The organism is Microbacterium sp. NPDC003461 (assembly GCF_053588335.1).
Window position 1 is genome coordinate 1 of sequence record NZ_JBSFPT010000017.1, and the last position, 14,648, is coordinate 14,648.

At 73.5% G+C, this 14,648-nt stretch carries 13 protein-coding genes; 9 read left to right on the forward strand and 4 right to left on the reverse strand.

Going from position 1 to position 14,648, the window contains the following annotated elements; genetic code table 11:
- The first annotated feature begins 465 nt into the window (after window positions 1-465).
- The gene (locus tag ACWDR7_RS08255; RefSeq protein ID WP_449854442.1) at window positions 466-1,407 is read left to right on the forward strand and encodes an NADP-dependent oxidoreductase; all 942 of its coding nucleotides are present in this window, start codon (window positions 466-468) and stop codon (window positions 1,405-1,407) included.
- A gap of 13 nt (window positions 1,408-1,420) precedes the next feature.
- Here ACWDR7_RS08255 and ACWDR7_RS08260 read toward each other — a convergent pair whose 3' ends face one another.
- On the reverse strand, window positions 1,421-2,284 hold the full coding sequence (locus ACWDR7_RS08260; RefSeq protein ID WP_449854443.1) for a hypothetical protein: 864 nt from the start codon (window positions 2,282-2,284) through the stop codon (window positions 1,421-1,423).
- A gap of 105 nt (window positions 2,285-2,389) precedes the next feature.
- On the opposite strand from ACWDR7_RS08260, the gene ACWDR7_RS08265 reads away from it, so the two are divergent.
- The 5 genes from ACWDR7_RS08265 to ACWDR7_RS08285 all read left to right on the forward strand — a co-directional run bounded on the left by ACWDR7_RS08265 (window position 2,390) and on the right by ACWDR7_RS08285 (window position 7,899).
- On the forward strand, window positions 2,390-3,703 hold the full coding sequence (locus tag ACWDR7_RS08265) for an O-acetylhomoserine aminocarboxypropyltransferase/cysteine synthase family protein (RefSeq protein WP_449854444.1): 1,314 nt from the start codon (window positions 2,390-2,392) through the stop codon (window positions 3,701-3,703).
- Between the two features lie 52 nt (window positions 3,704-3,755).
- Window positions 3,756-4,781 carry a Gfo/Idh/MocA family protein gene (locus ACWDR7_RS08270; RefSeq protein ID WP_449854445.1) on the forward strand — a complete coding sequence of 342 codons (1,026 nt, stop codon included), beginning with the start codon at window positions 3,756-3,758 and terminating at the stop codon, window positions 4,779-4,781.
- Window positions 4,782-4,825: 44 nt separating this feature from the next.
- Window positions 4,826-5,755 (forward strand): NYN domain-containing protein, encoded by a 930-nt coding sequence (locus tag ACWDR7_RS08275; RefSeq protein ID WP_449854493.1) that lies wholly within the window; start codon window positions 4,826-4,828, stop codon window positions 5,753-5,755.
- A gap of 81 nt (window positions 5,756-5,836) precedes the next feature.
- Window positions 5,837-6,232 (forward strand): ArsR/SmtB family transcription factor, encoded by a 396-nt coding sequence (locus ACWDR7_RS08280; RefSeq protein ID WP_449854446.1) that lies wholly within the window; start codon window positions 5,837-5,839, stop codon window positions 6,230-6,232.
- Window positions 6,229-7,899: a SulP family inorganic anion transporter gene (locus ACWDR7_RS08285; RefSeq protein ID WP_449854447.1), complete on the forward strand. Its 1,671-nt coding sequence runs from the start codon at window positions 6,229-6,231 to the stop codon at window positions 7,897-7,899. Before ACWDR7_RS08280 ends, ACWDR7_RS08285 begins: the two co-directional genes overlap by 4 nt.
- A gap of 7 nt (window positions 7,900-7,906) precedes the next feature.
- On the opposite strand, the gene ACWDR7_RS08290 is transcribed toward ACWDR7_RS08285, so the two are convergent.
- Complete coding sequence (locus ACWDR7_RS08290) at window positions 7,907-8,854, reverse strand: nucleoside hydrolase (RefSeq protein WP_449854448.1); 948 nt, start codon at window positions 8,852-8,854, stop codon at window positions 7,907-7,909.
- A gap of 107 nt (window positions 8,855-8,961) precedes the next feature.
- Window positions 8,962-11,469: an ATP-dependent Clp protease ATP-binding subunit gene (locus ACWDR7_RS08295; RefSeq protein WP_449854449.1), complete on the reverse strand. Its 2,508-nt coding sequence runs from the start codon at window positions 11,467-11,469 to the stop codon at window positions 8,962-8,964.
- A gap of 164 nt (window positions 11,470-11,633) precedes the next feature.
- On the opposite strand from ACWDR7_RS08295, the gene ACWDR7_RS08300 reads away from it, so the two are divergent.
- From ACWDR7_RS08300 to ACWDR7_RS08310, 3 genes are read left to right on the forward strand one after another with little or no spacing between them, the layout of a single operon-like run.
- Window positions 11,634-12,008, forward strand: a complete 375-nt coding sequence (locus ACWDR7_RS08300; RefSeq protein WP_449854450.1) for a PadR family transcriptional regulator — start codon at window positions 11,634-11,636, stop codon at window positions 12,006-12,008.
- A complete protein-coding gene (locus ACWDR7_RS08305; protein ID WP_449854451.1) occupies window positions 12,008-13,375 on the forward strand; it encodes a permease prefix domain 1-containing protein in 1,368 nt (455 codons plus the stop codon). Before ACWDR7_RS08300 ends, ACWDR7_RS08305 begins: the two co-directional genes overlap by 1 nt.
- A gap of 20 nt (window positions 13,376-13,395) precedes the next feature.
- On the forward strand, window positions 13,396-14,166 hold the full coding sequence (locus tag ACWDR7_RS08310; RefSeq protein WP_449854452.1) for an EI24 domain-containing protein: 771 nt from the start codon (window positions 13,396-13,398) through the stop codon (window positions 14,164-14,166).
- Here the strand turns inward: ACWDR7_RS08310 and ACWDR7_RS08315 are convergent.
- Complete coding sequence (locus ACWDR7_RS08315) at window positions 14,120-14,515, reverse strand: histidine kinase (protein WP_449854453.1); 396 nt, start codon at window positions 14,513-14,515, stop codon at window positions 14,120-14,122. The genes ACWDR7_RS08310 and ACWDR7_RS08315 overlap by 47 nt on opposite strands.
- Between the last annotated feature and the right edge of the window lie 133 nt (window positions 14,516-14,648).

The window sequence follows — 14,648 nt, forward strand, 5'->3', positions numbered from 1 at the left end:
CTGCTGGACGACGGGATCGTGCAGCGCGCGGCCGTCCCGTCCGGCGCGTCGCTCGCGCTTCGCGCTCGCACAGTGATCGGTTCGAGTTGATCGGTTACTGAACGGAGCGGCGCAGGCGCGGAGATGAAGCGACCGCCGCAACCATCAAGGACTTGCGGTGGTCGCTTCATCTTCGTTCGCTGGCACTCACTTCGTTCAGCAACCGTGGGGTCGCACCCGATCGGTTCCGCGGCGCCTTGCTGACCGGCTGAGCCCATCGGTTGCTGGGCAGGTGCGACGCGTCCGCGGCTGGCAGCGGGGACGGAGGGGGTCCGTGGCCCAGTAGGGGGTGAGGGCCGAAGGCCCGAACCGGGCCCCCGCTGGGCTGCGGACCCCCGCAGTCCCCGCGGAACCGCATCGCGCCGACCCGCACTCGAAGCCCGCCGGCGGATGCGGGAGGGGGGTGGATCGGCTTAGGCTCGGAGCATGGCGCGAGCGGTTCAGTACAGCGAACTGGGTGGTCCCGAGGTCCTGAGCGTGGCGGAGGTCCCCGATCCCGTCGCCGGCCCCGGCCAGGTGACGATCCGGGTCGAGGCGGCCGGGGTGAATCCCATCGACAGCAAGCTGCGGCGCGGCATCCGCCCCTCCGGTCCGCTCACGAAGCCGCGCGGCACGGGGCAGGACGGCGCGGGCCACGTCACGGGCGTGGGCGAGGGCGTCGACGGCTTCCGCGTGGGCGACGCCGTCGTGTTCACCTCCGCCGGCGGCTCCTATGCCACCGACATCGCGATCGACGCGTCGCGCGTCACCTTCCGCCCGCCGGGCGTCTCGGCCGCCCAGGGCGCGGGCGTGCCGATCCCCTGCGGCACGGCCTACCAGGCGCTGCGCTCGCTCGGGGTGCGCGCCGACGACACGCTGCTCATCCACGGCGGGTCCGGATCGGTCGGGCAGGCCGCCATCCAGTTCGCCGTGCTGTGGGGCGCGCGCGTCATCGCGACCACGAGCAGCGAGCGCGCCGACCGCGTCGCCGGGCTCGGGGCCGAGCCGCTCCCCTACGGCGCCGGCCTCGTCGACGCCGTGCGCGGGGCGGCTCCCGACGGCGTCACCGTGATCCTCGACTGCGCGGGCACCGACGAGGCCCTCGCGCAGTCGCTCGAGCTGCTCGACGACCGCTCCCGCATCGCGACGATCGTGGCGGGACCGAAGGCCCCCGACCTCGGCATCCGCGCCTTCAGCGGCGGATCCCCCGAGCCGCTCACCGAGAGCCAGAACGCGCTGCGCGCCGAGGCGATCCCCGTGACGCTCGCCCTCATGGCCGCCGGCCGGTTCAGCATCGAACTCGGCGAGCGCTACCCGCTCGAGCGGGCCGCCGACGCGCAGCGCGCCAGCGAAGAGGGCGCGCCGGGCAAGCTCATCGTCGTCCCCTGACCCGCGCGCGGGCTCATTGCGCCTGGTCCGGCGCGGGCGTCGGCGCGGGCTCGAATCGCCACACCTCCACGACGTCGCCGTGCAGCTCGAAGCGCACGAAGGTGCCCGACTCGAGGCCGTCGATCTCGGCGCTGCCCCAGGTCATCGGGCTCTCGCCCGCCCACACGCTCGCCGTCGGGGTCGCGCCCGGTGGCGCGCAGTCCATCGTCCCCATGCTTCCGCCGATCTGCCCGCTCACCGGATCGAGCACGTCGTACACGACGGAGAGGCAGCTCACGTCGGGCGTCCGCGATGACTCGACCCGCACCCCGTGGTACTCCTCGTGCGCCCGGCCGTCCGTTCCCAGACCGTAGAGCCCGTATCGCACCTCGTCGTCGACGATCCGCAACTCCGCGTCGGGGGCTCCGCCCGCCGCCACCGCGGTGGCGATCGCGGCGGTGACGAGCATGCCGGCCGCCGCGCCGGCGGCGAGGAGCACGGCCGGGCGCGACCAGAACCGCCGCGCCGCCGATGACTCCGCCGGAGCCTCCCCGGGGGTCGTCGCGTCGCCAGGCTCCCTGTCCCTCTCGGCGCCGTCGCTCGCGCGGCGCGGGTCGACCGGCCAGGGCGCCGCGGGCGCGGCGAAAGCGGACGCGGGCGGGCCGGCAGGGTCGGGATCGGGCGCGGGCCGCCTCACCGCATCGGCCGCCGCGGGAGCAGCGGCCTCGGACGCCTGCTTCGCACCGCCCGCGGGCGCCGCCACGACGGGGGCGTCGGCCCGCCGCCGCCTCTCCCGCTCCTGCAGCTCCGCCAGCCGGCGGGCGCCCTCGGGATCGATGTCGCCGGCGGGCCCGTAGGCCCGTCGCTGCAGCTCCGCGAGCTCGGCCTCTTCGTCCACGCGCTCATTCAACCGCATGCGGCCATCCCGCGAGCGGCGCGATCCCGTGTCGCCGTATGACGATCCGGTTCCGGCACCGCCCGCGGCATCCCCCAGGATGGAAGCATGAGCGACGCGCTGCCCGAGGGATTCGTCACCGCCCAGCTGGGCGCCGGATACGAGCCGGGCGTCGCGGCGCCGCAGACCGTCGCGGTGCCGATCCACCAGTCGTCGGCGTACCAGTTCGCCTCGCTGCGGCAGGCGCGCGAGCGCTTCGCACTGCGCGAGAAGGGCTTCATCTACAGCCGCAACGCCCATCCCACGCAGGCCGTGCTGGAGCAGCGCGTGGCCGCGCTCGAGGGCGGCGTCGCCGCGGCGGCCACCGGATCGGGGCAGGCGGCCACCGCGGTCGCGACCCTCGCGCTGGCCGGCCGCGGCGGCCACATCGTGGCGGCCGATCAGCTCTACGGCGGCACGGTCGACCTCTTCCACGACACCTTCGCCGACCTCGGGATCGAGGTCACGTTCGTGGATCAGGACGACCTCGACGCGTGGCGCGCGGCCGTGCGCCCGCACACCCGGGCGTTCTTCGCCGAGAGCGTCGCCAACCCCGTCGCGCAGGTGCTCGACATGACCGCCGTCGCCGACATAGCGCACGCCGCCGGCGTGCCCCTCGTCATCGACAACACCGTCGCGACGCCCGCCCTGCTGCGCCCGAAGGAGTTCGGCGCCGACATCGTCGTGCACTCGGCCACGAAGTTCCTCGGCGGGCACGGCACCTCCCTCGGCGGCGTGGTCGTCGATCTCGGCACGTTCGACTTCGGCGCGCAGCCGGAGCGGTGGCCCGCGCTCACCGCGCCGCACGGGCGGTTCGGCGGCGTCTCGCTGTGGGAGGCGTTCGGGCGCGAGGGCGCGTTCACGACCCTCGTGAAGTCCAAGTACATCGCCGACCTCGGGCCGGCGCTGTCGCCGTTCAACGCCTTCCAGATCCTCGAGGGCGTCGAGACGCTCAATCTCCGCGTGGACCGCCACGCCGCCTCGGGCCTCGAGGTGGCGCGGTTCCTCGCCGATCACCCGGCCGTCGCCGCCGTGCACCACCCGGGGCTGGAGGCCAGCCCGTGGCACGCGCTCGCGGCGCGGTACCTGCCGCGCGGCGTGCCGTCGGTGTTCGCGTTCGAGCTGGAGCGCACGGGCGACGACGAGGCCGACTACGCGCGCGTCGAGACGGTCGTCGACGGGCTGCGGCTCGTGCGGCTCGTGGCGAACATCGGCGACGCGCGCTCGCTCGCGTGTCACCCGGCCACCATGACGCACAACCACCTCACGCGCGACCAGCTCGCGGCGACCGGCATCTCGTACGCCACGATCCGGCTCTCCATCGGCCTCGAGGATCCGGCCGCCCTCATCGCCGACCTCGCCCAGGCCCTCGACCGGCTCTGAGTGCTTCGGCGCCCTGCTCTCGACCCAGCGCCGACCGCGTAGGCTCGGGGACATGACAGGACTTCGCTGGGGAATCCTCGCAACGGGCCGCATCTCCGGGGTGTTCGCGGGCGATCTGCGCATCTCGGGGCGGGATCTGCGCGCCGTCGGCTCGCGCTCCGCGGCCAGCGCCGAGGCGTTCGCGCGCGAGTTCGACATCCCGCGCGCCCATGCCTCGTACGAGGCGCTCGTGGCCGACCCCGACATCGACATCGTCTACATCGGCACGCCGCACCCCATGCACTACGCCGCGGCGCGGCTCGCGCTCGAGCACGGCAAGCACGCGCTCGTCGAGAAGGCCTTCACGGTGAACCAGGCCGAGGCCGCCGCCCTGCGCGACCTGGCCGCCGAGAAGGGCCTGCTCGTCATGGAGGCGATGTGGACGCGGTGGCTGCCCCACATGGTGCGCATCCGCGAGCTCGTCGCCTCCGGCGCCCTCGGCGAGATCCGCGCGATGCACGCCGACCACACCCAGAAGCTGCCGAGCGACCCCGCCCACCGCCTCAACGCGCTCGCGCTCGGCGGCGGGGCCCTGCTGGACCTCGGCGTCTACCCGATCTCGTTCGTGTGGGACGTGCTCGGCGCGCCCACGAGCATCACCGCCACGGCCCGCCTGGGCGAGACCGGCGCCGACACCGAGGTCGCGACGATCATGACGCACGCCGGCGGCGCCCTCTCCACCACGCTCTCGTCGTCGCGTGCCGCCGGCCCCACGACCGCGCACATCATCGGCACCGAGGCGCGCATCGACATCGACCGCGCGTTCTACGGGCCCACCTCGTTCCGCCTGACCGACACCTCCGGCGAGGTGCTCGAGACCTACGAGAGCCGGATCGAGGGGCGCGGCATGCAGTTCGAGGCGCTCGCCGCCGAGCGGCTCGTCGCCGAGGGGAACCTCGCCGGCGACATCCTGCCCATCGACGAGACCGTGGAGATCATGGGCGCCCTCGACGAGATCCGCCGCCAGATCGGCGTCACCTACCCGTCGGAGTCGGCCCTGCCGGCCGACGCCCTCAGCGACCGAACGGAGCCGAAGTGACCGACACCCGCGTCGCCGTCTACCTGGACTTCGACAACATCGTCATGAGCTGGTACGACCGCGTCCACGGACGCAACTCGTACTCCCGCGACCGCTCGCGGATCGCGGACGACCCGACGGATCCGGAGATCGCCGAGCGCCTGCAGCGCGCCACGATCGACGTCGGCGCCATCATCGACTACGCCGCGTCGTTCGGCACCCTCGTGCTCACCCGCGCGTACGCCGACTGGTCCTCGCCCGTGAACGCCGAGTACCGGCAGCAGCTCGTGGCCCGCGCGGTCGACCTCGTGCAGCTGTTCCCCGCCGCGGCCTACGCCAAGAACGGCGCCGACATCCGCCTCGCGGTCGACACCGTGGAGGACATGTTCCGCCTGCCCGACCTCACCCACGTCGTGATCGTGGGCGGCGACAGCGACTACGTCCCCCTCGCCCAGCGCTGCCGCCGGCTCGGGCGCTACGTCGTCGGCGTGGGGGTCGCGGGCTCCACCGCCAAGTCGCTCGCCGCCGCGTGCGACGAGTTCGAGGCGTACGACACGCTGCCGGGCGTCACCGTGCCCGAGAAGCCGAAGGCCGCTCCCAAGGCCCCCGCGCCCGAGAAGGCGCCGGCCGACAAGGGCGAGCCCGCGCCGAAGGCGGACGGCGAGCCCAAGCGCAGCCGGCGGTCCTCGCGCGCCAAGCAGGAGCCGGTCGCGGAGGAGGACACCATGGTGCCCTTCGACGAGATCCCGCCCGAGGACCTGCACGCGGCCGCCTCGCGCCTGCTCGAGCGCGCGCTGCGCCTGGGCCGCGACAAGGGCGACGACGCCGAGTGGCTGCACACCTCCGCTGTGAAGCAGCACATGCGCCGGATGGATCCCTCCTTCAGCGAGAAGACGCTCGGCTTCCGCTCGTTCACCGACTTCGTGAAGTCCCGCGAGCAGCTCGCCGAGGTGCAGGAGAGCGGGCACGAGCGCCTCGTGCGCCTGAAGGACTGAGCCCCGCCACGCGCTGCTCGGTCGACGCAGGCGCTTTCTCGAATGTTCGTGAGATCTTTCGAATAAGGTATCGTCGACGAGGTGATCCATCACGAGCTGCCCGTCGCACAGCTGAAGGCCGAGTTGTTCAAGGCCCTCGCTCACCCTCTGCGGGTACGGGCCCTCGAGCAGCTGGTGCGGGGCGAACGAGCCGTCGGCGCGCTGGCCGACCTGCTCGACGTGGAGCTCGGCCAGCTCTCGTCGCAGCTGGGTGTGCTGCGCCGCGCCGGCGTGGTCGTGACGCGACGGGAGGGCACGACGATCCTGTACTCCGTGCGCGATCCCCTCATGGCGGACCTGCTGGGAATCGGGCGGCGGATGCTGGTCGAGAACCTGCGCGACTCCCGCGCCCTCCTCGACGACCTCGAGAACGCCCCGTCGACCGCTGATGCTTCCCCGCGCGACGACGACGCGCGCCGCACCGGATCCGCACGGTGAGCGACCGCGCCGCACGGACCCGCGCTCTCGCCCGGCGCGGGCTGTCGTTCCTCCCGAGCCTCGGCGATCTCGCAGCGGCTCGGCGCGCCCCCGGCCGCGACCTGCTCGCGGGACTGACGGTGGCGGTCGTCGCCCTCCCCCTCGCCCTCGCCTTCGGCGAGGCCTCGGGGCTGGGAGCGGGAGCCGGCATCACGACCGCCGTGATCGCGGGTGCGATCGCCGCGATCTTCGGCGGCAGCAACCTGCAGGTCTCCGGACCGACCGGCGCGATGACGGTCGTACTCGTGCCCGTCGTCGCCCAGTTCGGGTCACAGGGCGTGCTGCAGGTCGGACTCCTCGCCGGCGTGATCCTCGTGATCCTCGCCGTCAGCGGCGTCGGGCGCATCGTGCGCTTTCTCCCGGCGACGGTCGTCGAGGGCTTCACAGCGGGCATCGCCGTCGTGATCGCGCTGCAGCAGGCGCCCAATGCGCTCGGCATCGAGCCCTCGTCCGCCCACGAGGTGTGGCGCGTGGCCGGCGACGCCGTCCTGACGTGGGCCGCGGCTCCCGATCCGGTGCCGCCGCTGACCGCCCTCGCCGTCGCCGCCGTGATCATCGCCGGCTCGCGTTGGCGGCCCGGCGTGCCCTGGTCGCTCCTCGCGATCGCCGCCGCCACGGCCGCCGCCGTGTGGGCGCCGGGCCTGGAGCGCATCGGGGCCCTGCCACCCGCGTTGCCGGCACCAGACGCGTCGTTCGTCGATCCCGGCACGTGGCTCGCCCTCGCGCCATCCGCCTTCGCCGTGGCCGCCCTCGCGGCGCTCGAGAGCCTGCTGTGCGCGACCGTCGCCGACGGGATGCGCGTGGGCGAGCGACACGATCCGGATCGCGAACTGTTCGGCCAGGGGCTGGCCAACCTCGCCGTGCCCTTCTTCGGCGGGGTGCCCGCCACGGCTGCGATCGCACGTACCGCCGTCAACGTGCGCGCCGGCGCCCGCTCGCGGCTGGCCGCGCTGACGCATTCCCTCGTGCTGCTGGCGATCGTGCTGGCGCTCGGCCCCGTGGTCGGGCTCATCCCGCTCGCCGCCCTCGCGGGGGTGCTGCTCGCGACCACCGTGTCGATGATCGAGCTGCGCTCGCTCGTCGCGATGGCGCGCGCCACCCGTGCCGACGCGGCCGTGCTCATCCTCACCTTCGGCCTGACGGTCGTGTTCGATCTCATCCTGGCCGTGGTCGCGGGGCTCGCGATCGCGGGGCTGCTCGCGCTGCGCGACGTCTCACGCGCGGCGACACTCGAGCGCGTGCCGCTCGACGACCACGACCACGCGGACGAGGAGAACGAGCTGTTGCACGAGGGCATCGTCGCCTACCGCTTCGACGGCCCGGTGTTCTTCGGCGCCGCGCCGCGCTTCCTCGTCGAACTGACGGAGGTCGCCGACGTCAGGGCGCTCGTCCTGCGCATGAGCCGCGTCAGCTCTCTCGACGCGACCGGAGCGCTCATGCTGGACGACGCGATCCGCAACCTGGAGCGGCGCGGCATCGCGGTGTTCCTCTCCGGCGTGCAGGATCGCCACCGCTCCGTGCTGCGGCCCATCGGATCGCTCGCCGAGCTGAGCGCCCGTGACCGCGTCTTCGCGCGCACCCCCGACGCGATCGCCGCGGCGCGGGAGCATGTGCGCGCCCCGGGATAGCCGCCGGTCAGGCCCCGGCGAGCAGGCGCGTCATCCGGTCGGTGAACCCCGGCTCGGTCGCGAGCACGGCGCGGTGGCGCGCGCCGGCGACGGCGGGCCAGTCGTTGTGGATGCCGCGCAGGTCGGCGCTCGTGCGGCCGCGGTTCGGCCCGTCGGTGGTGTCGATCTCGATCGGCACCACCGGGGCGAGCGTCGCGGTGGCCAGGCCGGCGGCGATGCCCACGGCGAGCGCGTCGTGGTTGCCGGCGCAGCGACGCCCCGTCTCGCCGAGGTAGAAGTCGTAGTACGCATCGAGGATCCGGGCGCAGTAGCCCCCGATCGCGCCGCCGGCGGCGAGCGCGCGCAGGTGGTCCTCCTCGAGCATGTCGCGCATCGTCACGTCGAGCCCGACGAAGGTGCACGCCCACCCGGCCTCGACGACGCGCTGGGCCGCCTCCGGGTCGTGCCAGATGTTCGCCTCGGCGGCCGGGGTAATGTTGCCGGGCGCCAGGAAGCTGCCGCCCATGATCGTGACCTCGCGGATCCGCTCGGGCAGCGTCGGATCGGCCGCGAGCGCGTCGGCGAGGTTCGTGAGCGGGCCCACCGCGACGAGGTGCAGCTCGCCCGGCCGCTCGTGGCTCAGGCGGATGATGAGCTCGGGGGCCGTCTCGGCGGTGAGCGCGGGCACGAACGACGTGTCGGCCTGGCCGCCCTGGCCGTCCTCCCCGTGCACGTTCGTCGAGAACGACGCCGTGGCGCCGTTCGAGGGCCCCTCGGCGCCGCGCGCCACGGGCACATCCGATCGGCCCGCCATGTTCAGGACGAACGCCGTGTTGCGGGCGGCGGTGTCGACGTCCACGTTGCCCCACGTGGTGGTGCAGGCGACGAGCTCGATCTCGGGCGAGAGCGCGGCGGTGAGGATGGCGAGGGCGTCGTCCACCCCGGTGTCGACGTCGAGGATGATGCTGGTGGTCACCGACCGATCCTAGTTTCCGCGGGCGAAGGCGCCGAACCCGCCCCCGTTCGCCGAACCCGCGCCGGATCGGGCGCGGGGTGGCGGATCGAGGGCGGGTTCGCGGAGGGTCAGGCCGCGACCGGGGCGTCGGCCGTGACCAGGAGCTCGCCCGCGACGGCGTCGAGGCGCACGCGGCCGCCGTCCGCCAGGTCGCCCGCGACGAGGAGGTCGGCGATCCGGTCGTCCACCTCGCGCTGGATGAGGCGGCGCAGCGGGCGGGCGCCGTACTCGGGCTCGTACCCGTGCTCGGCCAGCCAGTCGATCGCCGCCTCGGAGACCTCGAGCGAGATCTCGCGGGCCTGAAGACGCGAGCGCGTGGCGCCGAGCAGCAGGTCGACGATGCGCCGCAGCTGCTCGCGGTCGAGCTTGCGGAACAGCACGATCTCGTCGATGCGGTTGAGGAACTCCGGGCGCATCGACTCGCGCAGCCGGCCCATCACCCGGTCGCGCAGGTCCTTCTCGTCGTACTCCGCGCCGCTCGCGGAGAACCCGATGGCGCCGCTGCGCGAGGCCAGGAACTCCGAGCCGAGGTTCGAGGTCATCACGACCACGGTGTTGCGGAAGTCGACCGTGCGTCCCTGGCCGTCGGTCAGGCGGCCGTCGTCGAGCACCTGCAGCAGCAGGTTGAACACGTCGGGGTGCGCTTTCTCGATCTCGTCGAACAGCACGATCGAGTACGGGTTGCGCCGCACGCGCTCGGTGAGCTGGCCCGCCTCGTCGTAGCCGACGTACCCGGGAGGGGCACCGACGAGGCGCGCGACGGTGTGCCGCTCGCCGAACTCGCTCATGTCGAAGCGGACGATCGCGCCCTCGTCGTCGAACAGGCTCGCCGCGAGGGCCTTCGCCAGCTCGGTCTTGCCGACGCCGGTGGGGCCGAGGAACAGGAACGAGCCGACGGGGCGGCGGGCATCGCCCATGCCGGTGCGGCTGCGGCGCACCGACCGCGCGACCGCGCGCACGGCGTCGTCCTGGCCGATGACGCGCGCGTGCAGCTCGTCCTCCAGGCCGGCCAGGCGCGCCCGCTCGGTCTCGGTGATCCGGCTGGCGGGGATGCCCGTGGCGCGGCTCACGACGGCCGCGATCTCGGGCTCGTCCACGACCGCGCCCGCGGGCGCGCCGCTCGTGGCGGCCTCGTCGAGGCGGCGCTGGACGTCGGCGATCTCGTCGCGCAGGCGCGAGGCCTCCTCGTACCGCTCGGCGGCGACGGCGGCGTTCTTCTCGGACTCGAGCGTGGCGAGCCGCTCCATGAGCGCGGCGGTGTCGACCGGTACGCCCAGGCGCAGCCGCAGTCGGGCGCCCGCCTGATCGATGAGGTCGATGGCCTTGTCGGGCAGCACGCGCTCCGTGAGGTAGCGGTCGCTCAGCTCCACGGCGGCGCGCAGCGCGTCGTCGGTGTACGTCACACCGTGGTGCTCCTCGTACGCCGGGCGCAGGCCGCGCAGGATCTCGACCGCGTCGGCGATCGACGGCTCACCCACGCGCACCGGCTGGAAGCGGCGCTCCAGCGCGGCGTCCTTCTCGATCGTGCGGTACTCCTTCAGCGTCGTGGCGCCGACGAGGTGCAGCTCGCCGCGCGCGAGGCGCGGCTTGAGGATGTTGCCGGCGTCCATGGCGCCCTCACCGCCGCCGCCCGCGCCGACGAGCGTGTGGATCTCGTCGAGGAACAGGATCAGCTCGCCGCGGTGCTCGGCGACCTCGTCGATCGTCTTGGTGAGGCGCTCCTCGAAGTCGCCGCGGAAGCGCGTGCCGGCGAGCATGCCGGGCAGATCGAGCGCGATGACGCGCTTGCCGCGCAGCTGCTCGGGCACCTCGCCCGCCACGATCGCGCGGGCCAGGCCCTCGACGATGGCGGTCTTGCCCACGCCGGCCTCACCGACGAGCACGGGGTTGTTCTTGGTGCGGCGCGAGAGGATCTCGATGGTCTGCTCGATCTCGTCGGCCCGGCCGATCACGGGGTCGAGCTCCCCGGCCTCGGCGCGCGCGGTCAGGTCGACGCCGTACTTCTCGAGCATCGATCCGCCGCCGGACGGCGCCTCCTCCGGCGCGCCCTGCGGCGAGACGGCCTCGCGGGCGCCCTGCGTGAGCGCCTCGGGCGTCACGCCGGCGCGCGAGAGGATCTGCCCGGCGGGCGAGTCCTGCGCCAGCACGAGCGCGAAGAACACGTGCTCCGGATCGATGTAGGTCGCGCCCGCGGAGCGCGCCACCTGGTACGCGTGGAACATCGCGCGCTGCACGGCGGGGGTGATCACCGCCTCGTCGCTGTGGACGGGGAGGCTCTCCTGCGGCAGGCGCTGCTCCGTCTCGGAGCGCAGCGCGTCGAGTTCGGCGCCGACGCGCGCGACCGCCCGGGCGACCGTGTCGTCGTCGAGGAGCACGCGCAGCACGTGGAGGGCGTCCATCTCCTGCTGGCCGCGGGCGTGCGCGAACGCGGCGGCGCGCTGCAGCAGGCTCTGCGTGCGCGCGCTGAGGAAGCGGCTGAGGTCGATCGACCGCGCCGAGCGGGCGCGCTCACCCTGCAGGTAGCGCGCGAGGAACTCGTCGAACGCGCCGAGACCGTCCTGGGGGAAGTCGGCCATTCCTTGTCTCCTAAAACTTGAGCGGTTCGCCATCAACTTTAGAAGTTGAGTGCGGTTGTATCAAGTTGAACGGCGCCGCATCCCGGCCTATTCCCAGCCCGAATCCATACCTAGATGCGCTAGGTTCAATTACCTAGAGGTACAAGGGATGAACGGAGGCGCGCATGCGCATCGACAAGGACCTCGTGGCGGCCTCCGCCACCCCGCTCGTGCTCGGCATCCTCGCCGACGGCGAGTTGTACGGCTACGCGATCCTGAAGCGCGTGAGCGAGCTGTCGGGCGGCCGGATGGAGTGGACGGACGGCATGCTCTATCCGCTGCTGCACCGGCTCGAGCGGGCGGGCCTGCTGTCCGCCACGTGGGGCGCCTCGGAGACGGGGCGTCGCCGCAAGCACTACGCGATCACGGACGCCGGCTGCGCCCTGCTCGAGGAGCGCCGGGCGCAGTGGGAGGTCGTGGCCGACGTCATGCGGAACGTCTGGGAGGCCCGCCCCGCCGGCCCGAACGCGGCAGGCACGACCGCGGGAGCGTGGGCGTGATGGCGCCGCGGGCGGAGGTCGAGGAGCAGATCGCCCAGTGGCGCGGCTACCTGCAGCGGCACCGCGCGATCGCCGCCGCCGATCTGGACGAGCTCGAGGATCACCTGCGCGCGCAGATCGACGACCTCTCCGCGGCGGGACTGGCCGACGACGAGGCCTTCCTCGTCGCGATCCGGCGGATGGGCGGCACCGACGCGATCTCGCGCGAGTTCGCCCGCGAGCACACCGAGCGGATGTGGAAGCAGCTGACGGCGGCCGATGGGCTCGCGGCGGATCGCCGCGAGCCCGTCGTCGCGATCGGGCTCGGCGCCGCCGCCGGCCTCACCGTTCTCGCGCTCATCCAGCTGTTCTCCTACGGCGCGCCGCTCGGCGGCGTCGAGGCCAATGCGGCGCTGTTCCGCGTGCTGCCGACCCTGGTGCTCGCGTTCCTCGCGGCGTACTTCGTGTGGAAGCGCCGGCCGGCCCCGCGCACGACCGTGGCGCTGGCCGTCGTGTTCGGCGTGCTCGTCGCGACGCAGGCCCTGATGCCGTTCCCCAGCGCGACGGGGGTCGGGGCGACGGAGCTGCTCACGACCATCCACCTGCCGATCGTCGCGTGGGGGCTCGTGGGCATCGCGTATGCGGCGGGGCGCTGGCGCGACCACGCGGCGCGGATGGATTTCGTGCGGTTCACGGGCGAATTCGCCGTGTACTTCGTGCTGCTCGCCCTCGGCGGCGGCGTGCTGATCGGCCTCACGAGCGCCGTGCTCTCGCTGACCGGCACGGACACGACCGTCGCGATCGGCGCGATCCTGCGGGTGTGCGTGCCGGGTGCCGTGCTCGTGGCCGCGTGGCTCGTCGAGGCGAAGCAGAACGTGATCGAGAACATCGTGCCCGTGCTCACGCGCGTGTTCACGCCGATCGTCACGCTCGCGCTGCTGTGGATGCTCGCCGCCCTCGCCACGGCGGGCTCGCTCGCCCTCGTCGACCGGGAGCTGCTGATCCTCATGGACGGCGTGCTCATCCTCGTGCTCGCACTGACCCTCTACACGATCTCCGCGCGCGAGGCGCTCGCGCCGGCCGGGCCGTTCGACGCTCTGCAGCTGGGCATGCTCGTCATCGCGATCGCGGTCGACCTCGTCGCGCTGACGGCCATGATCACCCGGATCGCGGAGTTCGGCGTGAGCGCCAACAAGACCGCTGCGCTCGGGCTCAACCTGCTGCTGCTCGTGCACCTGGCCGGGCAGGCGTGGCTCACGCTGCGCTTCCTGCGCCACCGGGCGGGGTTCGCGGCGCTGGAGCGCTGGCAGACCTCGTTCCTGCCGCTCTACCCGGTGTGGGCGGCCGTGGTCGCCCTCGCGTTCCCGTTCCTGTTCGCCTTCGCGTGAGCCATTCCTAGACTGACCCCATGCGGGAGTTCTGGCGGGGCGTGGCGACGCTGGGCCGCGGCTTCGCCTGGTGGCGGGCGCGACCGGGGCTGATGGCCACCGGGCTCGTGCCCGCCGCCGTCGTGGCGGTGGTGTTCTCGGCCGCCCTCCTGGCGCTCGGCTTCGCGCTGCCGGGCCTCGTGGAGTGGATGACGCCCTTCGCCGCGGGCTGGGATGCGTTCTGGGCGGGCGCGCTGCGCGTCCTCGTCGCGCTCGCGGTGCTCGCCGGCGCGATCGCGCTCGCCATCGCGACGTTCACCGCCGTCGTGCTGCTCGTGGGCGAGCCCGCGTACCAGCGGATCTGGTCCTCCGTCGAGCGCGACACCGGCGGCGGCGTCCCCGAGTCCCGCTACTCGCTGTGGCGCGCGGCGGGAGACGCGGTCTCGCTCGTGGCCCGCGGCGCCGGCATCGCGCTGCTGACGCTGCTGCTCGGCCTCATCCCGGTCGCGGGCACGGCGCTCGCGGCCGTGCTCGGCGTCGGCCTCACCGGCTGGACGCTGGCCGACGAGCTCACGCAGCGCGGACTGACGGCGCGCGGCATCGGCGCGGCCGGCCGCCGTCGCCTGCGGCGCGGATCCCGCGGGCGGATGCTCGGTTTCGGCGTCGCGACGCAGCTGTGCTTCCTCGTGCCCGGCGGCGCGATCGCCGTGATGCCCGCGGCCGTGGCGGGTGCCGCGTTGCTGGCGCGCGAGCTGGCGGAGGGGGCTAGCGTCCCGCCTCGGGAGCGGCGGCCTTCGCCGCCCGCGCGATGAGCACGAGCCCGATCACCGCGGGCACGGCCAAGACGAGCGCGACGAGCGGATGGGCGTACTGACCGGTGAGCGCCCCCAGCGCCACCGCGAGCACGAGCAGCTGCGTCACGATGCCGCCGGATCGGCCCCAGGACCGGTCGGTGAGCACCGCGTAGGCGAACGCTCCGACGCCGCCCGCAGCCACGATCGTGAAGACCAGGAGCGCGATCGCCGTCGGCAGCGACGCCGTGTCGCCACCGAGCATCGCGACCACCTGCCAGCCCGCCAGCACCAGCAGGGCGAGGGCCTCCAGCGCGAGCAGCGCGGCCGCCAGGCGCGCGGGAACGGGGGTGCCGGAGGGGGTCGTCATGGGCGTTCCGATTCTTGATCCATTCAGAAACCGTTGACTCATGTCTCCATCTGTAAGAGACTTGTTAACGGTATGTTTCCCCACAACGTGGTGGGAGCGAGCAGCGCTCGCGGCATATCCCAGCGTAGTGCTC